At 36.3% G+C, this 24171-nt stretch carries 27 protein-coding genes and 1 riboswitch; of the genes, 15 read left to right on the forward strand and 12 right to left on the reverse strand.

From position 1 onward, the window contains the following. Positions 1-11 precede the first annotated feature (11 nt). Complete coding sequence (locus BHX94_RS11065) at positions 12-377, forward strand: DUF423 domain-containing protein (protein ID WP_199798156.1); 366 nt, start codon at positions 12-14, stop codon at positions 375-377. A 39-nt stretch (positions 378-416) separates the two neighbouring features. Here BHX94_RS11065 and BHX94_RS13115 read toward each other — a convergent pair whose 3' ends face one another. Further along, positions 417-542 (reverse strand): hypothetical protein, encoded by a 126-nt coding sequence (locus tag BHX94_RS13115; protein ID WP_257790030.1) that lies wholly within the window; start codon positions 540-542, stop codon positions 417-419. Positions 543-599: 57 nt separating this feature from the next. Next, complete coding sequence (locus BHX94_RS11070; RefSeq protein ID WP_111746676.1) at positions 600-1958, reverse strand: APC family permease; 1359 nt, start codon at positions 1956-1958, stop codon at positions 600-602. A gap of 200 nt (positions 1959-2158) precedes the next feature. On the opposite strand from BHX94_RS11070, the gene BHX94_RS11075 reads away from it, so the two are divergent. From BHX94_RS11075 to BHX94_RS11095, 5 genes are all read left to right on the forward strand, one after another. Then, entirely contained in the window at positions 2159-3112 is a 954-nt protein-coding gene (locus BHX94_RS11075) for an ABC transporter permease (RefSeq protein WP_111746678.1), read from the forward strand. Next, on the forward strand, positions 3105-4058 hold the full coding sequence (locus tag BHX94_RS11080; RefSeq protein WP_111746680.1) for an iron chelate uptake ABC transporter family permease subunit: 954 nt from the start codon (positions 3105-3107) through the stop codon (positions 4056-4058). Before BHX94_RS11075 ends, BHX94_RS11080 begins: the two co-directional genes overlap by 8 nt. Continuing rightward, a complete protein-coding gene (locus tag BHX94_RS11085; RefSeq protein ID WP_111746682.1) occupies positions 4051-4857 on the forward strand; it encodes an iron ABC transporter ATP-binding protein in 807 nt (268 codons plus the stop codon). Before BHX94_RS11080 ends, BHX94_RS11085 begins: the two co-directional genes overlap by 8 nt. Before the next feature lie 95 nt (positions 4858-4952). Beyond that, entirely contained in the window at positions 4953-5990 is a 1038-nt protein-coding gene (locus BHX94_RS11090) for a ferrated catecholamine ABC transporter substrate-binding lipoprotein SstD (protein ID WP_111746684.1), read from the forward strand. A gap of 200 nt (positions 5991-6190) precedes the next feature. Beyond that, positions 6191-6721 carry a hypothetical protein gene (locus BHX94_RS11095; protein ID WP_111746686.1) on the forward strand — a complete coding sequence of 177 codons (531 nt, stop codon included), beginning with the start codon at positions 6191-6193 and terminating at the stop codon, positions 6719-6721. A gap of 158 nt (positions 6722-6879) precedes the next feature. On the opposite strand, the gene hemQ is transcribed toward BHX94_RS11095, so the two are convergent. After that, positions 6880-7629, reverse strand: coding sequence for a hydrogen peroxide-dependent heme synthase (gene hemQ, locus BHX94_RS11100; protein ID WP_111746688.1), 750 nt, complete (start codon positions 7627-7629; stop codon positions 6880-6882). A gap of 152 nt (positions 7630-7781) precedes the next feature. Here hemQ and pta point away from each other — a divergent pair, with 152 nt between their 5' ends. The 7 genes from pta (at position 7782) to BHX94_RS11135 (ending at position 13396) form a co-directional block, all read left to right on the forward strand. Further along, positions 7782-8771, forward strand: a complete 990-nt coding sequence (pta, locus tag BHX94_RS11105) for a phosphate acetyltransferase (RefSeq protein WP_096077904.1) — start codon at positions 7782-7784, stop codon at positions 8769-8771. A gap of 3 nt (positions 8772-8774) precedes the next feature. Next, positions 8775-9614 carry a lipoate--protein ligase family protein gene (locus BHX94_RS11110; protein WP_111746690.1) on the forward strand — a complete coding sequence of 280 codons (840 nt, stop codon included), beginning with the start codon at positions 8775-8777 and terminating at the stop codon, positions 9612-9614. After that, entirely contained in the window at positions 9607-9933 is a 327-nt protein-coding gene (locus BHX94_RS11115) for a YuzB family protein (protein ID WP_099577062.1), read from the forward strand. Before BHX94_RS11110 ends, BHX94_RS11115 begins: the two co-directional genes overlap by 8 nt. 162 nt (positions 9934-10095) lie before the next feature. After that, positions 10096-11208, forward strand: coding sequence for an ATP-grasp domain-containing protein (locus BHX94_RS11120; RefSeq protein ID WP_111746692.1), 1113 nt, complete (start codon positions 10096-10098; stop codon positions 11206-11208). Between the two features lie 17 nt (positions 11209-11225). Next, positions 11226-12341: a peptidogalycan biosysnthesis protein gene (locus BHX94_RS11125; protein ID WP_111746694.1), complete on the forward strand. Its 1116-nt coding sequence runs from the start codon at positions 11226-11228 to the stop codon at positions 12339-12341. A 78-nt stretch (positions 12342-12419) separates the two neighbouring features. Further along, a complete protein-coding gene (locus BHX94_RS11130; RefSeq protein ID WP_096077909.1) occupies positions 12420-12911 on the forward strand; it encodes a GNAT family N-acetyltransferase in 492 nt (163 codons plus the stop codon). An 11-nt stretch (positions 12912-12922) separates the two neighbouring features. Beyond that, on the forward strand, positions 12923-13396 hold the full coding sequence (locus BHX94_RS11135; protein ID WP_096077910.1) for a GNAT family N-acetyltransferase: 474 nt from the start codon (positions 12923-12925) through the stop codon (positions 13394-13396). A gap of 52 nt (positions 13397-13448) precedes the next feature. Here BHX94_RS11135 and BHX94_RS11140 read toward each other — a convergent pair whose 3' ends face one another. The 9 genes from BHX94_RS11140 to mtnK are packed head-to-tail and all read right to left on the reverse strand — an operon-like array spanning position 13449 to position 21958. Then, entirely contained in the window at positions 13449-13967 is a 519-nt protein-coding gene (locus BHX94_RS11140; protein ID WP_096077911.1) for a cupin domain-containing protein, read from the reverse strand. Between the two features lie 14 nt (positions 13968-13981). Next, the gene (gene mtnB / locus BHX94_RS11145; RefSeq protein WP_111746696.1) at positions 13982-14584 is read right to left on the reverse strand and encodes a methylthioribulose 1-phosphate dehydratase; all 603 of its coding nucleotides are present in this window, start codon (positions 14582-14584) and stop codon (positions 13982-13984) included. Beyond that, complete coding sequence (locus BHX94_RS11150; RefSeq protein WP_111746698.1) at positions 14581-15222, reverse strand: MtnX-like HAD-IB family phosphatase; 642 nt, start codon at positions 15220-15222, stop codon at positions 14581-14583. The genes mtnB and BHX94_RS11150 overlap by 4 nt, the downstream gene beginning before the upstream one ends. After that, positions 15207-16376 carry a 2,3-diketo-5-methylthiopentyl-1-phosphate enolase gene (locus BHX94_RS11155; RefSeq protein ID WP_111746700.1) on the reverse strand — a complete coding sequence of 390 codons (1170 nt, stop codon included), beginning with the start codon at positions 16374-16376 and terminating at the stop codon, positions 15207-15209. The genes BHX94_RS11150 and BHX94_RS11155 overlap by 16 nt, the downstream gene beginning before the upstream one ends. Continuing rightward, positions 16330-17331 (reverse strand): ABC transporter permease, encoded by a 1002-nt coding sequence (locus tag BHX94_RS11160; protein ID WP_111746702.1) that lies wholly within the window; start codon positions 17329-17331, stop codon positions 16330-16332. Before BHX94_RS11160 ends, BHX94_RS11155 begins: the two co-directional genes overlap by 47 nt. Next, positions 17321-18700, reverse strand: a complete 1380-nt coding sequence (locus BHX94_RS11165; RefSeq protein ID WP_111746704.1) for an ATP-binding cassette domain-containing protein — start codon at positions 18698-18700, stop codon at positions 17321-17323. The genes BHX94_RS11160 and BHX94_RS11165 overlap by 11 nt, the downstream gene beginning before the upstream one ends. Before the next feature lie 17 nt (positions 18701-18717). Next, the gene (locus BHX94_RS11170) at positions 18718-19740 is read right to left on the reverse strand and encodes a sugar ABC transporter substrate-binding protein (RefSeq protein WP_111746706.1); all 1023 of its coding nucleotides are present in this window, start codon (positions 19738-19740) and stop codon (positions 18718-18720) included. Beyond that, a complete protein-coding gene (gene mtnA, locus BHX94_RS11175; protein ID WP_111746708.1) occupies positions 19737-20759 on the reverse strand; it encodes an S-methyl-5-thioribose-1-phosphate isomerase in 1023 nt (340 codons plus the stop codon). The genes BHX94_RS11170 and mtnA overlap by 4 nt, the downstream gene beginning before the upstream one ends. Continuing rightward, entirely contained in the window at positions 20756-21958 is a 1203-nt protein-coding gene (mtnK, locus tag BHX94_RS11180; protein WP_111746710.1) for an S-methyl-5-thioribose kinase, read from the reverse strand. Before mtnK ends, mtnA begins: the two co-directional genes overlap by 4 nt. An 80-nt stretch (positions 21959-22038) precedes the next feature. Beyond that, positions 22039-22143, reverse strand: a riboswitch (SAM riboswitch). Positions 22144-22307: 164 nt separating this feature from the next. Here mtnK and BHX94_RS11185 point away from each other — a divergent pair. Both BHX94_RS11185 and BHX94_RS11190 read left to right on the forward strand, forming a co-directional pair. Continuing rightward, complete coding sequence (locus BHX94_RS11185; protein WP_111746712.1) at positions 22308-23603, forward strand: HD domain-containing protein; 1296 nt, start codon at positions 22308-22310, stop codon at positions 23601-23603. A gap of 9 nt (positions 23604-23612) precedes the next feature. Beyond that, positions 23613-24110 carry a YwhD family protein gene (locus BHX94_RS11190; RefSeq protein ID WP_111746714.1) on the forward strand — a complete coding sequence of 166 codons (498 nt, stop codon included), beginning with the start codon at positions 23613-23615 and terminating at the stop codon, positions 24108-24110. Positions 24111-24171: the final 61 nt, after the last annotated feature.

A 24171-nucleotide genomic window follows, 5' to 3' on the forward strand; every position in this document is an offset into this window, starting at 1 on the left:
AGGAGGAATAAGTGATGAAATTATTTTTAATTATCGGTGCGATTAATGCAATGATAGCAGTGGCATGTGGCGCATTTGGTGCCCATGGTTTAGAAGGTAAGTTAAGTGAGAAGTATATGGCCATCTGGGAGAAAGCAACAACATATCAAATGTATCATGCACTAGGATTAATAGCGATTGGTATATTAAATGGTACAACAAAGTTAAATTTAAATGCAGCAGGCTGGATGATGACACTTGGTATTGTTTTCTTTAGCGGCTCTTTATACATTTTAGCTTTAACACAAATTAAAATATTAGGTGCTATTACACCGATTGGTGGCGTATTGTTTATTGCAGCATGGGTTACACTCATGTTGGCAGCAATTAAACTCTAAAAAAATGAGGCTAACGTATACGCGTTAGCCTTATTTTTATTACTTATTATTAACTTGTTGTGATTGTGTATTTGATTGTTGTTGTGCACGTTTTTCTAATTGTCTCTTTACGATTGGAATTAATATAGGACTTAATTTAATAATTAATCTCACTAATTTATTCATAATCATTTGCCTCATTTCTATTAATATATAATTTATATATATCCCATTTAACAGGCATTAAACATCTAAATGCCTCTTTCTTAAAATAAAGTAGAACGGAATACCAATGATAACAAATGCCACACCTAGCATAGAACCGATAAAGTCACTCATTAATGTACTGATGATAATAAATAATCCACCCAGTAATGCAACAATTGGAACAATCGGATAAAGCGGCACTGAGTAATCGCGATTCATACCTTTATTGCGTTGTCTTAATAAAAATAGACCGATAAATGCTGCATTATAGAAGATATAAATAATAAAGATACATACTTCTGATAAGTAATCTGCATTAACGATATCAGGAATGACAATCGTCAGTAATAATAACACCAAACTGATAATGTAAACAGCGATTAGTGCACCGATTGGCGATTTAAATTTAGGGCTGACATAGCTGATTGCTTTATCGAATGGTAATAGATGATCATCGGCCATCGCAAATGGAATACGTGGGAATGTCATAATTTTACCGTTTAAGCATCCGAATATTGAAATGATAACACCGATATTTACAAATTTAGAACCGAAATCACCGAATAAAATCTTAGCTGCTTCCGCTGAAGAAGTATTCCCCATACCTACTAATTTATCTGCAGGAATAACATGAAATACAGCGATATTAATCAGGACGTAAGCAAGTGTTACAACACTTAAGCCGGCAAACATTGCTAACGGTAAATTTCTTTTTGGATTTTTCATTTCTCCGGTTAAGTTTGTTAATAGAATCCATCCATCATAGGCGAAAAGCGTTGCTAAAACAGCACGACCAAAGTTAATTTCTTCTTGGTTTTTAATAAGGCTAGTAACGTCTTGACTGAATATACCTTCTTTACCCCATAATAGACCAAATATGATAATCGCAAATACAGGTATCAATTTACAGATTGTTGTAAATGTCTGCATTGCACCACCTAGACCAGTACCCATAATATTAAGGATAACAAGGAAAGTAAATGCTGCAATACCGATCCATATACCTAGTGCAGGATCTAGTTCAAAGAAGTTTGTTACTAAAATACCAAAAAATAAAGACAATGAAGCGATTATTGCTGGTCCATATATAACAGTTTGCATCCATCCTGTTAAGAATCCCCAGAATGGACCGTAAATATCTCTAATGTAAGCATAAAGACCACCTGTTTTAGGAATCTGTGCGCCAACTTCAGCAATTGTAAGTCCTGCTGCAAGCGTTAAAATACCTCCGACAACCCATGCCCAGATTGCCATGTCACTTGTACCTGCATGATTTAATACGACTGACGGTTTAACGAAAACCCCTGAGCCGATAATTGTACCAATAACGACAGTAATGGCAGTCCAGAAACCTATCGTTTTTTCCAGTGCCTGTTCTCCATGTTGTTTATTCATAAAAGTCACCCCTCTGTGTTTTTCTTATTGTTCAATATATCATGGAATAAAGCATTACCAATACAACTTTTTTAATAATGTCAAAGTTTTCAACGTATTTTTTTAAATACAGGTTGAAAATAATTCTCAGTCTGTTATGATTATAATTGAAAATGTTTCTCAATGATAATTATTATCATTTATGATTGGAGCTCTTGTTAATGAAAATGATGTATGGTCTTATCGCATTAGTATTATTATCGATTGTTTCGATATTTGTAGGGGTGATTGATATTTCGCCGCAACATTTAATGCATCTATCAGACAATCAGAAGAATATTTTAATGAATAGTCGTTTCCCGAGGACGCTATCTATCATATTGGCAGGTGTGGCATTAAGTGTTGCAGGGTTACTGATGCAGCAGCTTACACGTAATAAATTCGTTTCGCCGACGACAGCAGGTACAATGGATTTTGCGAAGTTTGGTGTATTGATATCAATGATTTTCTTTGCGCAAGCGCCGCTATTAGTAAAACTTGGATTTAGTATTACAACTGCTATTCTCGGAACATTTATGTTTATGTGGATTGTTAATCGTGTTAAGTTTAAAGATGCGATATTCATTCCGCTTGTCGGATTGATGCTGGGTAATATCGTTTCCAGCTTAGCAACATTTATGGCATTAAGATTTAATGCAGTGCAAAGTATTTCTAACTTCTTTGTCGGTGATTTTTCGATGATTACGAAAGGACGTTATGAAGTGCTGTATATCATCATTCCGATGGTTATTATTATGTACTTCTTTGCACATCACTTTACGATTGTCGGAATGGGAGAGTCGTTTAGTAAGAACTTAGGTATTTCATACAATAAGATAATGAATCTCGGCGTAGTTATTGCGGCAGTTGTTTCAGCCACTGTCGTCGTAACAATCGGTGTATTACCATTCCTGGGATTGATTGTACCGAATATTGTTGGGCTTTTTGTCGGGGATCATATGAATAAAGCGTTACCGTACACTGCGCTTCTTGGAGCGATTATTGTAATGATTGCTGATATATTCAGCCGAATTATTATCTTTCCATACGAAATACCGATTGGGCTAACGCTAGGCATTTTAGGGAGTGTTGTATTTATGATTATCCTTCTGAAAAGGAGGAAAGAATATGTCTAATACAACGAAAAAAGTCTCGTTACTCATTTTTGTGATGATTGCACTGATGATTGGCTTTGTAATGATTCAACTCAACTTGCAAATTTTAGATTATGTACTGCCATCAAGACTGCGAAAGCTTGCTGCTATTATTTTAGTCGGTGCAGCAATTGGTGTATCGTCACTCATCTTCCAGACGATTACTGAAAATCATTTGCTAACACCATCAGTCATCGGTCTTGATGCAGTCTACCTATTTATACAGACCATTATTATTTTCTTTTTCGGAAAACTAGGAGATTTATTCTTTAATGTATATGTGAACTTCTTTATTTCCGTTGTTCTGATGATTTTGTTTACATTACTATTATTCAATATCGTCTTTAAGAAAAATACATCTGTTTATTTCGTATTACTGTTTGGGATTGTAATGGGAACATGCTTTTCTAGTCTTTCGAGCTTTATGCATATGGTGATGAATCCAGATGATTTCTTGTTGTTACAAGATAAACTTTTCGCAAGCTTTAATACGGTAAATGAAAAGTTATTACTCATCAGCTGTATTATTATCGTGCTGCTACTCATTTATATTTATCGTCACGCACACGAGTTAGATGTATTAAGTTTAGGGAACACACACGCAACAAATTTAGGGGTCAACGTTGAAAGATTAACACGTAACATGTTGCTTGTCGTTGCAATATTAGTCAGTATCTCGACTGCACTCGTTGGTCCGATTACATTTCTAGGTATCATCGTCTGTAACGTAACGTATCAATTTATGCAGACATTTAAGCATCAATATTTAATTATTTCGGTATTTGCAGTATCGGGCATTACATTATTACTTGGACAAATGATCAATCAATATGTATTTGATGGCACAACAGAAATTACGATATTGATTAACTTTATAGGTGGCGTTTACTTCATCTATCTATTATTTAAGGAGGGTGCACATGATTAAAGTACAACATTTGCACAAAACGATTGGACAGAAAGAAATTCTAAGTGACATTTCCGTGGAAATAAAAAAAGGTGCAATCACGGCGATTATCGGACCGAATGGAGCCGGTAAAAGTACATTGTTATCAGCAATTACACGTTTAAGTGATTACGATAGAGGTGCTGTATTGTTAAATGATGCTCCGGTTGAAGAGATGAAAAGTGATGATATCGCAATGCAACTCGCAGTTTTAAAGCAAAGTAATCATACGAACTTAAAAATCACTGTTCGTGACTTAGTTAACTTTGGACGTTTTCCTTATTCAAAAGGACGCTTAACAAAAGAAGATCATGCAATTGTTGATGAAGCAATTGAATATTTAGAACTCAAACCTTTTGAAAATCGCTTCTTAGATGAATTATCAGGCGGACAAAAACAACGCGCATATATCGCGATGACTTTAGCTCAGGATACGGATTATATCTTCTTAGATGAACCGTTGAATAATTTAGATATGAAACATTCTGTTCAGATGATGCAGTTACTACGTAGATTAGTACGTGAAAAACAAAAGACGATTGTTATCGTAATTCATGATATTAACTTTGCATCATGTTATGCAGATTATATCATTGCATTAAAAGATGGTGTCGTATTATTAGACGGGAAGAAAGAAGATGTTATCACAACTGAAAAGTTAAAAGCAGTATACGATATGGACATTCAAATTGAATGTATCTTCGGTCAGCAAATCTGTGTTTATTTTGATGATGAACACATGACCGTTGATGAATTTATAGAAGAAGTGCAGGCAGTATAATTCAAGTTCTTGAAAGGAGTGTTGCCGGGTAGTTTTTAATGTAGGGCTAATTTATTTACAGGGGAATAATACATATATCAAAGGAGAATATAGGAATGAAACGTATTTTTAGTTTAGTATTAACTTTAGCTTTAATTATTGTGTTAGCAGCATGTGGTAATGACAAAGAAAGTACAAAATCAGAAGATAAGACAGCAGGAGACTCAGATAAGGCTGAAACGATTAAAATTGAAAATAAATACAAGCTAATGGGTGAAAAAGAAGACGGCAGTGACGCAAAAGACGTAACTGAAACAGTAGAAGTGTCGAAAAACCCAAAAAATATTGCAGTATTTGACTACGGAACATTGGCAACGATGCAGGAATTAGGTGTCGATGGTGAAGTTAAAGGATTACCTAAAGGTGAAGGCAATCGCAGTGTTCCATCATTCCTTGAAAACTTTAAAGATGATAAATATACAAACTTAGGAAGCTTAAGAGAACCTAATTTTGAGAAATTAGCTGAACAACAACCAGAATTAATCTTAATTTCTGGACGCCAGGCAACACAAAAAGTAATGGAAGAAATGAAAAAAGCAGCACCAGACGCTACTATTTTATATGTTGGTACTGATGATACGAAGTATATCGAAAGCGTAAAAGAAAATACTGAAAATATCGGTAAAATTTTTGGTAAAGAAAAAGAAGCAACAACATTAATTGATGATTTAGACAAAAAGATTGAAGAAGTAAAAGCAATGACTGAAAAGTCTAAAGACAAAGGATTATTTGTATTAGCCAATGAAGGTGAATTATCTGTATTTGGAAAAGGTGGACGTTTCGGATTTATTCATGATGTATTAGGCGTGAAAGAAGCGGACAAAAATATTCAGGCAAAAGGACACGGACAAGTTATTAACTTTGAATATATTAACAAAACAAATCCGGATATCATCTATGCGATGGATCGTGGAGTAGCAGTTGGTGGTAAATCATCTGCGAAACAAGCATTATCTAACGATGTTATTAAAGACGTAAGTGCAGTGAAAAATGATAAAGTCGTAGAAATCGATCCGTACTTATGGTATTTCTCAGGTGGCGGGGCAGTCACTGTTATAAAACAAATTGAAGAAGTAGAAAAAGCATACAAATAAAATTAAAACACAATAATCAAAATAGATTACCAGCAAATAACCTTACTTATGATAATTGTAAAAATATAGAAAGACGATTATGCTAATAGTAAGGAATTTGTATGGTGAGAACATATTTACTTATGATTAGAATCATTCGCCTGCAAATGCATAAGCATTGCAGGCGTTTTTGATTTTTAAAAGAGAGAAGGGTTGATGATATGAAAGACATATTTACGAAGAAATTTTTAATGATGGCTCTGATACTTATTGGAATATTTGCGATAGGTATTTCAATTCAAAATTTAATGAACCCACAAAAGTTGCCGAAAGTAACGAAAAATCAGATTGTCCAATTGGAGAGCAGTACATTTCCAACAGAAAAAGAAGCACAAGAAGCTGTGGGGAAACAACTATTTGATGGCGTCAAGGAAAGTGGTATATCTTTAAGTTCTAATGCAAATGAATCGGGTATCGGTATATATGCGTATTATGATGGCAAGACAAAAGACTATGTCACAACGTATTATATCCTAAAGAATAAAGATGAATATCAGGTTAAGATAGGTAAAGTCAATGTGACTTATCAAAAAGGTGATAAAAAAATGTGGACAGATAAAATCGATGGTCATGTCTACAACTGTTATATCAATGATTATAGAAGATTTAGAGAAGTTGATGAAAAAGAGGAAAGAGCATCTACAGTCACACTACATAATGATGGCGCAATACATGTTGTCCAGGAAAAATAAAATGGTTGGTTTGATTGAAGTATTGTAGTGAAGAAAGGGAAGTGTCGTCAAAAACGATTTGAGGTCACTTCTGAACATGCACTACATAGATTATGAAGTTCAACTTCAGTCTACTCGCAAAAAAAGACAACCCCAAAAGGTTGTCTCATAACGATATATTAAACTGTAAATAATCCCTGTAAATCTTCTGTTTTTAAGATGTTACCAACATAGAATGAACCGAATTCACCGTAACGCGCTGATACTTCATCGAAACGCATTTCGTATACTAACTTCTTAAATTGTAATACGTCGTCTGAGAATAAAGTAACGCCCCACTCGTAATCGTCAAATCCAACTGATCCTGTAATGAACTGTTTAACGATACCTGCATACCCACGTCCGATCATACCGTGTGAACGCATTAATCCTTTGCGGTGATCCATATCTAACATGTACCAGTTATCTTCACCTTGGCGTCGTTTATCCATTGGATAGAAACATACATACTCAGAGCGTGGTAATTCTGGATATAATCTTGCTTTAATATGTGGGTTCTCGTATGGATCTTCGTCAGAGCCTTGTGCAAGATAGTTACTTAACTCAATTACTGATACGTAAGAATATGTTGGGATTAAGTAATCACGAATTGCTAATTTATTAAATTCAGTTTCAACCGCTGTTAAATCTTTCATTTCCGGACGTAACATCCAAAGCATTAAATCGGCTTTTTGACCTGTAATGTTATAAAGCGCGTAAGAACCTTCTTTAGCTACATGATTTTCTTCTAATTTATTGATAAATTCACGGAATTCTTCAATCATTTTTGTACGGTCTTCTGCTTCAACTAATTTTAAGCTTGTGAAATCAATGGCATAAAATAAGTGCAAGCTATACCAACCGTCTAATGTTTTTGCTGCTTCGTTCATTGTCCATCTCTCCTCTAATTGTAATCATTATTATTCTAACATATCTCGAAACATATGTATGTTCGAAGATTTTACATATTGATGACGTGTAATTTATATAAAAAGAGTCTATAATAGTTAATGGGGATGAATCAAAATTTCAGGAGGCTATTATGGCTAAATTATTAGATGTATTAAATGAAAAACTTTCCGGTAAAAATGTGAAGATCGTTTTACCGGAAGGAACAGACGAGCGTGTATTACAAGCAGCTGTTGAATTACACAAAGGTGATAAAGTATCACCAATCGTTTTAGGGAACGTGGAAGAAGTACAAGCGCTTGCTGAAAATTTAGGTTTATCAATTGACGGAATTGAATTAATGGATCCAACAAACAACGAATTACGTGAAGAATTAATCGCGAAGTTTGTTGAGCGTCGTAAAGGTAAAGCGACAGAAGAGCAAGCGACACAAATGCTAAATGATCCGAACTATTTCGGTACGATGTTAGTTTATACAGGTCGTGCAGCAGGTCTTGTATCAGGAGCAGCACATTCTACAGCAGATACTGTACGTCCAGCTTTACAAATCATCAAGACTAAACCAGGTGTTTCTCGTACATCAGGCGTATTCTTTATGATTCGCGAAGACGAGCAGTACTTAATGGGTGATTGCGCAATCAATCCAGAACTTGATGCAACTGCTTTAGCTGAAATCGGTATCGAGTCTGCTAAGACTGCAAAAGCTTTCGGTATGGAACCTAAAGTTGCGATGTTATCTTTCTCTACTAAAGGTTCAGCAAAAACACCTGAAACTGAAAAAGTTGTAGAAGCAACACGCTTAGCACAAGAAAAATTAGCTTCAGAAGCTGATTTAGAAGGCGTAGTTATTGACGGAGAATTCCAATTTGATGCTGCATTCGTACCATCAGTAGCAGCGAAAAAAGCACCAGAATCACCAATTCAAGGTGACGCAAATGTATTCGTATTCCCTAGCTTAGAAGCTGGTAATATCGGTTACAAAATTGCGCAACGCTTGGGTGGATTTGATGCTGTAGGTCCAATCTTACAAGGATTAAATGCACCAGTGAATGATTTATCACGTGGATGTTCAACAGAAGATGTTGTTTCATTATCAATCATCACTGCAGCACAATCTTTATAATAGATGACGAAGTCAATTTTTGAAGAGAATTGGCAATACGTAGATCATACGCGAGGACTGCAGCCAATGCAGTCCTTTGCTTTTGATGATATGTACTGTCATTTAATTGGACAACAAAATCATGATAGTGTGGTACGCACTTGGATTCATGATCATGTCATTATTCTCGGTATGCACGATGTACGTCTGCCTTATATTGAAGAGGGAATAGCGTTCCTAAACAATCATGGGTATGGTGCTATTGTTCGTAATTCAGGCGGTTTAGGTGTGGTACTCGATGCAGGTGTACTCAATATTTCGATTATATTTCCCGGAGATATTACATTTTCAATTGATGCGGGATATGAATATATGTATGAACTGATTCAGGAGATGTTTAAAGATTATCATAAACATATTGAAGCGAAAGAAATCGTTCATTCATATTGCCCGGGAAGTTACGATTTAAGTATTGATAATAAGAAATTTGCAGGTATTTCACAACGTCGTGTAAAAGACGGTATCGCGGTCCAGATTTATCTTAGTGTCGAAGGCAGCGGGAGCGCACGTGCTGAACTGATGCGTCAATTTTATGATGTGGCACGTCGCGGTGAAGCTACGAAATTTAGGTATCCTGAAATAGATCCTGAGTGTATGGCGAGTCTATCAGAATTGCTCGGTGTGGAGCTTACAGTAGACGAAGTCATATTCAAATTACTGTATGCTATGAAAGACTTAAGTGCAACTTTATCAAATAATGAGATGACAGATGCTATGTGGACGTTGTATAATAATTACTTCGAACGCATGACTGAACGCAACGCAAAAATAAAAATTAATCAAGGTGGTGAAGCAAATGCGTAATAAGTTTCAAGTGTGCGATGATTGCCAAGGCGTATGTCTTAGAACATTGCTACCGAAGTTAGAGAAGTTAGATCCAGATGCTGAAGTTGAAATCGCATGCCAGTCTTACTGTGGACCAGGTAGACGAAAAACTTTCGCATTTGTCAATAATCGCCCTCTAGCAGCTGCAACTGAAGAAGAACTACTTGAAAAAGTTGAGAAACGTTTAGCACAGAAACGCGATCCTGAAGAGGAAGCGAGACTTGCCAAACGTAACGCTGAACGTAAACGTCGTTTAGACGAACAGAACGCGAAGCTGAAAGAGAAATTGAAGAGATAGATGTAGAGGCTGGGACAATTGTTCCAGTCTCTTTAATTTGAATTATTCCTCTTTACAATCCTACATACTTCTTTAATGTAAATTTACATGAGTTTAACATCCCTTTGATATGCTTAGTTTGTATAACGATATGAATGAATCAATAGAAGGGTGGAACGATTCGTGCAACGTATATTAATTACTGGTGCGCGTGCTCCAATTTCTTATGAAGTTGTGCAGCAGCAGGTCGCATTAGGCAGAACGGTTTTCTTGACGGATTCTACCAAAAAGGTCAGCATTAAAAATTCTAAGTTTATCGAAGCGTTCATTTTAACGACGTCACCACGATTTTCTACTGAAGAATATATTAACGATATTAATAATATTGTAACGCAATATCATATTGATCTGATTATTCCTTTAAATGAAGAATCTTTCTATCTTTCTTATATGAAAGATAAAATAATCGCACCTGTATGGGTTGAAGATATTTCTAAGATGCTGTCAGTCCACAACAAGTATAACTTCACAAAGTTAATCGATGCGATGGGTTTTAAAGTGCCTGACACGAAATATGTCATGAATTACGATGACTTAACAGCATTTATAAACGACTTTCCCGGAGACGAATATATCGTCAAACAACCGTACGGACGTTTCGGTCAATCTGTACGTAAATTAACACGTATGTCATTAGAGAATGATAATATGATCGAATTCCCTTTTATGATTCAGACATTAATTAAGGGGACAGAATGGTGTTCATACAGCTTTGCAAAAGACGGGAAAACATTGTCTACATCATTATATTTATCGAACACACATGACAGTTATAACTGTTCTACACACTTCACATCAGAGAAGAATGAAGAACTTCAGTCAATTATTGAAGCTGTAATTAAGAACTTAAACTGGTCGTATCAAATTGCCTTTGATGTGATTAAATGTGATACGACAGGTGACTATTACTTTATTGAATGTAATCCACGTGCGACAAATGGTGCGTTATTTATGCAGCCGGACGTTTGGGAATTAAAGCAATGCGAACCGAAATATGAAGCGCGTCAACTGATCTTCGTTTCGCTATATAATTTTATTATGCGTCCAAAGAAACATAATTTAGAGCGATTAAAGTATGGGAAAGATATTTTCTGGCATCCAAGTGAAAAGTCAATCTTCTTTGAACAAATTATAAGCGGTGCTCAGTGGTGGTTTGAAGCGAAATCTCAAAAGACAACAGTCAACACGATTACAACGTATGATATCGAATGGAATGAAGACATTGTAAATCTATAGATAAAGAGGTCTTACGAATGACGATTTATACGAAATACGCAGATATCCCTTTTAACGAAGCAGATATCTCTCCTTTTAATAAGGCATATATTCAGTATATGATGGAAGGTATTCATCGTGGCATCGAGAATGTACACGCGCGCGTAGAAGTGATATTGCTGAACGGACAGCTCATTCCTTATAGTGTGAAAGATGGTGGCAACAAAGCATCCTGGATTCATTCATTTACAGGGCAATATATTGAAGAAATGATTTCAGAAGTAAATCGTATGGAGATGCCGAATATAGTACGTAGTCTTGCACATCAGTTATTGAACGTGGGCAGAACGGTACTCGGACTTACTGGTGAGAAGACAGTGACGATATTTCCTTCATTTATGTCAACGACAATGTATGAAGACTTTCAGTTCGATCAGCTTCAGGAAATTACAAGAATACTCGTCGCAAGATTTCCGAAACATGCGCTTGTATTTCGTACGTTGAATGACAAATTTCATCAAGATAAAATGAAACAGTTAAATGAAATCGGCTATGAAGCGATGATATCTCGCGCGATATATATATTTGATCCAGATGATAAACATACAAAGAACGAACGAAAAGACTTAAAGAAAGACATGAAGCGCTTTGAAAAAAGTGGGCTAACATTCAAGAATGAATTACGTGAGGATGAATTTCACCAGTTAATGCCTCTCTATAAACAAGTATATTTAGATAAATATTCGGACTTCAATCCGCATTACACAGAGGAGTTCTTTAAATTCTTATATAAAGAGATGGGACTTACATGGTTTGTCCTTAAAGATAACGAACGCATCGTGTCATTTATGGGTGTCAGTCAAACAGAAAATGTATTATTTCCAGCATATTTTGGAATGGATCAGTCTGTTAAAGGGTTGTATTTTATGACAAGTGGATTGTTATACCATTTTGCAAAAGAACATGGTTATAAAATTAACAATAGCGCTGGTGCGAAAGATTATAAACTAGCACGCGGAAGTAGACCGTATTTAGAATATCATTATATTTATTACAAACATTTAAAGCTAATACCATTTTTAAGCTACGCATTGTTTACAAAAGTTGCGACACTTTTAGGCAAATTTTTATTAGAAAAGCTGCAGTTTAAGTAAAGATTTTATAAATATATTTATTATTCTGATATTAATAGTGATATAATATGTTTATCATATTTTTAGGCGGTGATGCACATGTCGATTGAGATGAGACATGCAACGTTAGAAGATTTGCCGCGTATTGTTGAAATTTACAATTCCACAATTGAAAGTAGATTAGTGACTGCAGACACTGAGCCTGTAACCGTAGAAAGTCGGACAGAATGGTTTTTGAACCATTCGGAAAAACGTCCGATTTTTTTATTTCTCAAAAATAATGAAATAGCGGGCTGGTTGAGTTTTGAAACATTTTACGGCAGACCAGCATACGGTAAGACGGTAGAAATCAGTTTGTATTTAGATTCTGATTATCGTGGTATAGGTTTAGGGGAGTATGCAGTGACTGAAATGAAGCGAATTGCACAGACGCTCGATATAGAGACGCTTTTGGCATTTACTTTTTCACATAATACACGTGCATTGAAATTATTTATGAAACACGGATTTATTAAATACGGGGAATTGCCTGATGTTGCGATAATGGATGGGAATCATTACTCACTCACAATATTAGGCTGTAAAATTTAGGAGGAAGTAGAATGGTTAAGATTAGAAAAGCAACAAATGCAGATGTACCCAATATTAAAAAAATCGCTTCTATGGCGTGGTATGATACATATGCGAAAATTATGGAAGCAAGTACGATCGCTAAGTTTTTAGAAGCGGCATATAATGATGAGCGTCTAGAGCGACGCATAGGGGATTCATTATTTTTAGTCGCTGAAAATGACGATGAAGTGATTGGTTTCGCTAATTTTATCAATGGTACAGAATTATTCTTATCAGCAATCTATGTTAATCCATCCTTCCAAAGACACAATATAGGTGCAGAACTTCTGGAAGCAGGATTGAATCACTTTGATGACTATAAAGAACTATTTGTAGAAGTAGCAAGTAATAATGAACAGGCACGTGGATTCTACAAAAAGACTGGATTTGAACTTGTTAGAGAATATAATGAAGAATTATTTGGTGAAACAGTAACAACAGGATTGTTGAAGAAGATGATATAATTAAAACCCGACACTCATATTGAGGTGTCGGGTTTTATAATATCATCTATATTTATTTTTCGTAAACTGGCACCCATCCTGCTTCATCAACAAAGATTCTTACAGCAACGACTTTACGATTGTCTGATAAAGTGAAGTAATGTCTTATGTTAGGTGGTACTGAAATTAAGTCGCCTGGATCTAAATGTACTTCAAAGAACTGGTCATCTTTTCCTTGAATAACAAATACGCCATTTCCACTTACAATGAATCGTACTTCGTCATCAGTATGATGATGTTCACGCTGGAAGTTAGTCAATAACTCATCTAAGTTAGGTGTTGTGTCTGATAAACTGATTACGTCACTTGCTTTGTAACCACGACGCGCACTGATTGCATCAATTTCTTCTTTAAATACGTTTAAGATTTCTGATTTATCTTCATCTGTTAAGTTATAATTTTCTTTTAATGTGTCAGGTAATTTTGAAGTATCCCACTGTTCATAAATGACTTCATTGCTTTCTAAAAATGCATGAATTTCCTCTTGATTGTCTAATCGTTTACCTGTTTTCTGAAAAATTAAATATGCCATAATTTTCGCTCCTCTTATTTGATATATTGTCTTGCAGATGCAAGTTGTAAATGATATTGAAATAAAAATTCTGCTGCTTCAAATAATTTATATGCTTCCTGAGTAGATTTCCCCCAGGCATTGATTCCATGATTACGAATGAGTACAACACCACTATCGGAAGTAACGTGTTCTCCAAATCCTTCAGCGAGTTTTTTAACGTCTGCTGGATTTTCGATAATAGGAATACGCAACACATCACTTTCCTGCCATAAACCGAATGCTTTAATTAATTCCTGATTGCTGAATTCAACTACACCTTTAGAATGATATAGCTCTGAAATCACATTGTTACTAACGGTATGGATGTGAATTGATGCGTGTGCGTTACTGCGTTTAAATATTTCTAAATGCAGTACGGTTTCGAGAGATGGGGTGAGATCTGTATCAACAGCTATGCCCTCCATATCTACTTTGACAAAACTTGTGTCTGTTGTTTCATATTTATCGACACCGCTTGTAGTCACATAAAGATGCTGGTCATCTATTCTTATACCTAGATTACCGCTTGTCCCAGGGAAGTAGTCATTACGTGCGAGCCGTTCTTTGATATGTGTAATTTCTTCTAATGCACTCATTTGATCACCTCGCTTAATTTAATATCATCAAATGTTTCGAAATGATGATGTGCGATGCCTTTTTCCCGGGCAAATTTCGTAAGCTTTGAAGTTGTAAATGCAATATCGGCAATACTCAGTAACTTTAAATCTGTAACGCTATCACCAATTGCTATAACTTCATCATCGTTCACTAATTGTCTGACGATAGAAGGCTTACATGTTCCACAGTCTCCAGTACATAAGTTATCGCACGGATAATTCCAAATTACTTCCATATAATCTCCAGCAAAATCTACGGTATTGGCAAACACTTGTTTGATGCCATTAAATTTCTCTAGTATTGGACCAATAAAGAAATGCATGCCGCCACTAATAATATAGAAAGGAATGTTTAGTGTTTGAGCTTCGTCTAATAACTTCTGAAATCCTGGTCGGAGATTCACTTCTTCTAACACGAATTGAATGATATCTTCTTTCTTTTCACTCGGTAATAATTTGAAGAGTTCACTAACGCCTTGCTGTATTGAGATTTCCTGATTCAGTATTTGATCGGTGATAGGTTGTCCTTCAATAGGTGCAAACTTCTTTATGATGGCTATAATCGTATCAGTAGCTGTTACTGTACCATCGAAATCACAGGCTATGATGTACCCCATAAAGCCACCGCCTTATCATAATGTTTACCACCTACGCCTGTCTTGTATTGACGAATGGCTTCATGGAAAGCTTCACCGCCAGCAGTTGCACCGTCTGGATGACCATGGACACCACCACCAGCATTAATGACGATGTCTTCACCAAAGTCATCGATAATACGTTTAACCAGACCTGGATGAACGCCGGCTGATGGGACAGGAAATGCTTTTTTTATTGTACTCCCTTCTAATGCATGGGCGACAATACTTTTAGCATCATCTTCTGTTAGTTCGATAGACCCGTATGGGACAGGGAAAAGAATAAGATCTGCACCTGCAAGTCGTGTCAACTTAGATAGTAGTAATTGATAACTGATACCATAGTCAGAGCTACCACATAATGCACCACTTAATGCAGGATGAGCAAGAATTGGTAAATCCAATTCTAAATCGCGTAACCCTCTAAGTGCGTCAAGTCCATACGTATGAACGTTGAATAATAAGGCATTCGCACCGAGATGTTTTGCCTTACGTGCTTTGTCTGGTAATTCAAATACCGGACCGGATAGATTGACTGCATATAGTACGCGACGACCAGTTGCTTCAAATATTTCATCTAGCACGCGTTTGCCGATAGTAATACGTTCTTCAAAAGGGAGTTCAGGTACGTCATATAATATTTCATCATCTTTAATAATATCGACACTCAACGCCTGTGCACGCAGTTGCGCTTCGAAAAATGCTGCATCTCTACCGATAATGCCCTTAAAGATGCTCATTACAAGTGGACGATCATAAATATTTAGTAAATCTCTCACACCTTCAACACCAAACGTAGGACCTTTAAAATGTTTGCTGTACGTCGTAAAATCGATATCGAGTAACTTTACTTTTCCGTCTAATGAAAGTTTGCCGAATACAGTCGTTAATATTGAAGAAAAGTCTGGGGTGATATTGTGTTCCGGATAAGCAATAGCAATATGTAATAACCCTTTTTCTGCATCGATGATTTCCTTGGTAATAACTTCACCTTTATATTGCTCTAAATGTGCCTGATCTTCAGCCGTTAAATCTGTCCAGCTTCCGACAGTTAAACCAACTGCTAATTTTTCTGCGATAGTATCAATTTTAGATGGATTGTTGTGTAGCTGGTACTTCGCTATGATATGTGACACGTTTTGACCTCCTTTGTTTAAACTGTGCATAGTTAATAATTAATGCACCTGCTAGGACGAGCCCTTTTATAATATTCAAGCCATAATATGGAACGGATAACATGACGAGACCGTTTTCCAGTATTGCAATGAGCAGAGCTCCTAAAAATGTACCGATAATATTAGGCTTACCTGATTTAGAAACAGTGGCCCCGATAAATGCAGCCGCAACTGCGGTCATTAAGTATCCTGAGCCTGAATTAACTTGAGCTGATGATACTTGACTGGCAAGGAGTATACCACCGATACATGCAAAGAATGCAGATGCCAAATAACTGATAATGATATATTTTGTTACCTTGATGCCACCGAATTGTACTGCATGTTTGTTATCGCCAATCATATACATGATGCGACCGGGATTTGTGCGATGTAATAAAACGTATGTAATGGCTACAATAATGAACATTGTGATAATTAATGGTATAGGTTCTGACAAAACTTTGAATGCTTCAGGAATCTTACCAGTTGTAGTAGCTCCACTTTGTCGTGTCATGCCTTGACTGATTGAACCACCTTCAGCATAAGTCAGTGCGATACCTTCAACGATAAACATCGTCGCAAGTGTTGCATACAGATCAGGGATTTTAAATTTAATAATTAATATTAAGTTAATGAGTGCAACGACAAGGGCAACCGTTAATGTAATAATGATGGATAACCCGATATTCATCCCGTGCCATACAAATAATGAAATGATAACAGCATTACTTAGCGTAACTGTAGAGCCTACAGATAGGTCGAAACCGTCTACACTCAAACTAAAAGTGATACCGATGGCTACGATGGTGACAATAACCATACCACTAATGACTGAAAGTAAATTATCGGTAGATAGAAAGTTTGGTGCAGTCAAACTAAATAGTATGACTAACATAGTGATTACAATGAGTAAGCCGAATTGTTTAAACTGCATGTTGTATTCCTCCAGAAGCTTTGTGCAAAAGATCAGTTTCTGATGTATTTTGTGTCAGTTGTTCATCAACGACTTGACCTTTATGTAGTGTATAGATGCGATCAGTTATATTGACCAGTTCACTAAAATCACTTGATGCATAGATGACTGTCTTTCCGTTGGCAGTTAATTGATTGATAACTTTAAATAAGTCTTGTTTAGCACCGACGTCGATTCCTACAGTTGGTTCATCAAGGATAAAGATATTTGATTGTTGATAAAGGCCGCGTAGTAATACTACTTTCTGTTGATTTCCGCCTGATAATGATTGAACTTGTTGAGATAACGATTTATATTTTAAGCCAATATGATTTGCTAAAGGTAAGATGTTATTTTCTTCGTCTTGATGATGGGTAAAAAAATGATTGTCTTTAAAGCAAATATTATCTTTTATACTGTGCGACATAATCAGTCCATGTTTCTGACGTTCTTCTGGACAATAAGATATTTTTTCATGAGATAAATGGTCATATAACCAAACACACAATTCTGTCTTACCGGCACCGACTAATCCAGCTATGCCAATTACTTCACCTTTAAAGCCATGAATATTGATATCGTGAAGTTTATCGGTTTGTATATGCTGAAAAGAAAATAGTTGCGCTTTTGTAGTGTGATTTGTCTTATGATGTGTCTGTATATTTCCAGCAATAGCTTCATAAAGTACTTCAGCATCATATACATCTGATTGTTTGGATGCAATGCGTTCGCCATCATTAAGGATAGAAATATCATCAGAAATATTTAATAACTCAGGTATGCGATGAGAAATAAAGATGATAGCCATTTCTTTTTTTAATAAATTTAATTCATTGAATAAAATATTAACTTCACGCTGACTAAGTGAAGCGGTTGGTTCATCTAATATGAGTAAATGCTTATCTTCGAGTATCGCTCGAATGATGACAAGTAGCTGTTTTTCAGAAACAGTTAAGTCACGCACATGTGTATTCAGAGAAAAAGATAAACCAAACTTCTCTATATAATTTTGCAATTTCTGTTTTTGCTGTTGCTTATAAAAAAATCCTTTCGTGCAATCTTTGAATGTCAAATTGTCATATACCGTTAAACTTTGAAATAAGACATCATCAACTTCTTGTGCAACGTAGGCGATATCATCTGCAAAGCTTGAAACTTTTTGTCCATCTTTATATAGCGTTCCTTTTTGGTAAGGGTAAGTACCATTCAATACTTTCATTAATGACGATTTACCTGCACCGTTGCCACCGATAATTGCATGAATCTTTCCTTGTTCAAAATGAATAGATAAATCCTTTAAAATGTGATGATTATTGAGCGTTAAATTAAGATTTGAGACTTCAAAGCGCATTGTATTCAGTCCTATCGTTATTTAATTTTGAAAGCATCTTCCTGACTAAATGCCGGAACTGCCTTTGAAAGGTTATTCATATTCGTATCTTCTTTCAAATCTTTTTGTGTAATTTGAACAGGTTTAAATGCATAAGTCGCAGGGACTTTTTCGTCTTTAATGAGCTTTGCCAGAATTCTTACATCTGTTTCACCGATGACTTTAGGATTAACACTTGCAGATGTCTTCCAGTTGCTGTTTTTAGCTTTCATAAAGTTGATGTCCTGGTTTGAGATATCTATTGAATAAATCGGTAGATTGATTTTCTTTTCATTCAGTGCAAGATAAGCGCCTTTTGTCATCTCATCCCAAGATCCCCATACCGCCTCAAAATCTTTTGGATTATGCTTTGAAAGTACAGCTTGTGTTTTCTTTTTCACATCGCCTTGTACATCTTCAAAATTCGTTGGTCCGATACTTTCAATGACTTTAATTTTGCCTTCGGTTTCATATTTTTTAAAGATTTCCTGACGTTTATCAAGCGGTAGGAAACCAGGTCCGACCCATAATTTAAGTACTTTTACAGGTTGTTCTTTATCTTTAATCAGCGCCTCTAATGATAACTTTGCTAATGCATGGTCATCTTGACTTGTAGCAACGACATTATCGATAACCTTGCCGTCTTTATCTGACTTTGTATCAAATGTAACAACTTTAATCTTTGCATCTGCAATTTTCTTAACCAAGTCATAGCTGTAATCTTCTTTACCGTGCGATAATACGATGCCGTCATATTTCTTTAGGATTGCCTGATCGACGAGCTGCTGAAACTTTGCGTCATTCCCATTCGAAAGGAAAGTATCAACCTTAAGCCCAAGTTTCTCACCTTGTGATTTAGCACCCTCGATAAATTGTTTCGTGTGATCATCACTACCAAGGTTACGGATAACAGCAATTTTCCTACCTTTCATTTCACCTGACGCTTCAGATTGTGATGTTGCCTGATTACATCCTGTAAGTAAGATACTTGTTGCAAGTAATAATTGTAATGGTTTCTTCATGCTTTAATCTCCTCAAATAATTTTGTGATTGTTTGTTCATGTGCTTCGATAATGCCGTGTTCTGTAATCAGCCCTGTGATTAAACTGTTTGGTGTAATATCGAAAGCTGGGTTATAAATAGCTACGTCAGCTGCAACTTTATTGTCATAAATATGTGTGACTTCACGTACATCGCGTTCTTCGATTGGAATTGCGTCTCCATGAGGTACGGTTAAATCAAAGGTTGGGGTTGGAGCTGCAACGTAAAACGGTACATTATAAAATTTTGCTGCAATTGCGAGTGGTAATGTGCCGATTTTGTTAACGACGTCGCCATTTAATGCTACGCGGTCACAACCGACAATAACAGCTGTAACATCTTGTTGCTGTAACACAGTGGCTGCAGTACTATCTGTAATTGTTGTAACATCGATGCCGGCTTGCGATAACTCAAAAGCTGTAAGTGCGCCTTGAAATCTCGGTCTAGTCTCATCGCTAAACACTTTAAATTGAATATCTTGAGCGTGAGCTAAATAAAATCCCGCTGTCGCTGTACCTAACGTGCTTGTTGCAAGACTACCTGGATTGCAATGCGTAATAAACGTTGAATTCGGTTTTATGAGTGGTAACGTATGTTTCCCGATACGGTCATTGATTGATTTATCATCTTCGTAAATGTGTTGAGCGAGCTTTTCTAAAGCCACGATACTCTGATTGACATCTTCAGTGATGACCTGACTCAATCGTTCAAGCGCCCATAACAAGTTGATTGCTGTTGGTCGTGTATTGGATAGTCGTGTAATAACGTCATGCATATAAATTTTAAAGTCTTTATCCCCGTTGTATTGTAAGGCACCGATTACAACACCATACGCTGCAGTAATTCCGATAGCTGGTGCACCGCGCACGATCATATCTTCAATTGCTACTGCTACTGCTTCATAATCTGTGCAGTCGATATACTGTATATCATGTGGTAATTTCGTCTGGTCAAGGAGCGTAAGAACGCCATCTTTGTATTGAATGGATTGTAATGTCATGCCGCAATCTCCTTAAATTCTGTATATAGTGAGAATATAGATGGGTAGATGGATACCGATTCCGGATATTGAATGAGCGATTTCGCAAACTTAATAAGCTGCACTTCTATCTGAGCGCGTTGCTGCTCAGGTAAAGTCGTTAAATCATTTACTTTAGCAAGTCCGACGATACGACGAATAATTTCAAGTCCACATACTACATAAGCATCTTCAAGCACTGAACGGATATAGCTTGCATAAACTGAAGTTTGTTTCAATGCGACATCTTTCGTCTTTTCCTGTAAGATCGCTAAACTTCTCTGTTTGAATACTTCTAATACATCAGTGATACTTTCGGCAATAAATTTAGCCTGTTCATCTCTGCCAAGCGCTTGCGCATTACTATATGCAAAGAAAAGGTGAGCGAGCACATTTCCGACATCATATCCTGCTGGCCCATAGAAACCGAATTCAGGATCAATGACTTTTGTTTCTGTTTCATTAACAAATACTGAACCTGAATGTAAATCACCGTGGATTAAACTTTGACTTTTATTTAAGAACTTAAGCTTCGCTTCTGCGACTGCAAGCTTTAATGCGTCATCGTTATAAAGTAACTGTTCGACGTATGGAAGTAAGGCACTACTGACCTCATTGCGAGAGAAATTATCGTAAAATGGCTCGGTGAACACGAGATCTTCAGATATCTCGCATAATTCGGGATTTATCGTATCTTTTTGTAAAGCTTTCTTCTCTTTAGCATCAAGTACAAAGTCTGATGTGTTAATCAGTGTCTCAGCCAAATATGTCCCTAAATCAACACCGATATTCGGATAAATATTGCCATCGATTAAACCTTGGCGTAATACTGTGTAATCTTTTAAGTCTTCCATGATGACACATTTCATTACATCATCAATCGCATAAATATGCGGCACAAGTTGTGGTACGATGTCGCCGTGTACTTTGAGTAACTTCCCTTCACGAATTGTACGATCAGTTGATAATTTAAATTCATCTGAAATACGCGCTACGACGCCTGAATGTTTGACAATAATGGACTTGATGCCGTTAGATACACGAAAGACATAATTTAAATTACCATCTCCGATTTCATTTACTGTTAACTTGTCACCGGGGTTAAATAAATTTGTAGTTTCAAGTATGTATGCTGCAATATCAACTTCCTGCATTAAGAAATATGAACTAAACTTAGACAATGGTTTCACCTCAGAATTAATTTTTTCACAAAAAAAACGTTTCCCCGTATGCACGGGAAAACGTTAGCCATCAGTATCTCTACTTATCTTTCAGCACAATTGTACTGTAGGAATTGGCACCTTTTCCGTGTGGATAGGTTGCTGGACGTCATAGGGCCTAATCCCTCAGTCACTCTTGATAAATAATTATTAAATTTTTTGTTAAGTTGAATATTAAATTAATTAAATATATAAGTCAATAACTTTCTGAAAAAATTTTGTATTACAAAATTTTTAAAAGCCGTTAATCATTCTATTTTAGAGGCTTTATGATAAAATTTAAGTAATGAAAAAATAAAGGAGAACCACTATGGGCTACCAATTCCAAAAGATGCAGGAAGAGAAGGTATTCAAAGATCCGGTGCATCGCTATGTGCATGTACGGGATCAGTTGATTTGGGATTTAATCAAGACGAAGGAATTTCAGCGATTACGTCGAATAAAACAACTTGGTACGTTATATTTATCTTTTCATACGGCTGAACATTCACGTTTCAATCATTCGTTAGGCGTTTATGAAATCGTACGTCGTATGATAGACGAAATATTTGCTGGACGTGAACATTGGCATAATGAAGATCGTCCGCTCGCATTATGTGCAGCACTGTTACATGATTTAGGCCATGGTCCGTTCTCTCATTGTTTCGAGAAGATTTTTAATACGGATCACGAGCTTTACACACAGCAGATCATATTAGGAGATACGGAAGTAAATCATGTGTTGTCACGCGTTTCACCTGAATTTCCGAAAGAAGTAGCTGCTGTAATCAACAAGACACATCATAATAAGCTGGTCATTTCGATGATTAGTTCGCAGATTGATGCTGACCGTATGGACTATCTGCAACGCGATGCTTTCTATACAGGTGTGAGTTATGGTAGTTTTGATATGGAACGTATATTAAGGCTTATGCGTCCGACAAAAGATGAAGTTGTGATTAAAGAAAGTGGTATGCACGCTGTAGAAGATTATTTAATGAGCCGTTACCAGATGTACTGGCAAGTATATTTTCATCCAGTCAGTCGTGGTGGCGAAGTATTGTTAAATCGTGTCCTGAAACGTGCCAAAGTGTTGTATGAGGCAGGATATGCGTTTAAAGAACCACCTAAATATTTAGTGCCGTTCTTTAAATCAAATCAAGTGTCCGTTGATGCATATTTAAGACTCGATGAAATGGTGTTAAATTATTATCTGCAGCAATGGATTGACGAAGAGGACGCCATTTTAAGTGATTTATCGCGCAGATTTGTTAACCGTGATTTATTTAAACATTTACCGTTTGATGGTAATCGATTTACGATAGATGAACTAACTGAATTGTTTACGAAAGGGGGCATAGATCCGGATTATTATTTTGTTGTGGACTCGTTTAGTGACTTGCCATATGACTATAACAGACCTGGGATTAACTCGCGTAAACCAATTCACTTAATAACGTCTACTGGCAAGATTAAAGAAATTAGTACTCAATCGGTTATAATCAATAGTATTACAGGTATTCAGAGAAAAGATTATAAAATTTACTATCCTAAAGAAACAATTTTAAATATCGAAGACCTTGAAATTCGAGGTGCAATTATTAACGTATTAAATGAATTAGAATAGGGTGATAATATGGCAGAATTTCAGTTTAATATTATAAAAAATGATCCGCTTGACGGACATAAAGGTACGAATATCGGCTCGATTAGCTTAGATAATGTGGCACCAGTATTTCTTGATGTTGCTGAGAAAAAAGCATTTATCGATATCGGTGCGATGCATGCGCGTAGTGAAGTTGAAAAGCGTGTGAAATGGGTGACGGATAAATCTGAAACAGAAGGTCCTGACCAGAAAGAATACTGGCTCGTATGGGTAACGACAGAACGTGCAGAAGTCGGTCCGTATTATGCGGGGGCTACTGCTTGTTATATGGCAGTAAATAAGGAACGTAAACGTGGCTATAAAGTGATGGCTGAACACGTCAATATGATGGATAAATCGATGAAGCACAAGTTCATTTTAGATCAGATTGGTGATGACAATAAAGAGGTCCTAAAAGACTTCTTAATGCATCATAACCCTGAGATGTGGAACAATTCTGGTGAAGAACTAAAAACGATGTTAGGTTAAACGGGCTAACGATAGTTCATCTTTTCTGGATACGGCGAGTATCCGCAAAATATAAGCACCG

Source organism: Macrococcoides bohemicum, assembly GCF_003259675.1.
In the GTDB taxonomy this organism is placed as follows: Bacteria; Bacillota; Bacilli; order Staphylococcales; family Staphylococcaceae; genus Macrococcoides; species Macrococcoides bohemicum.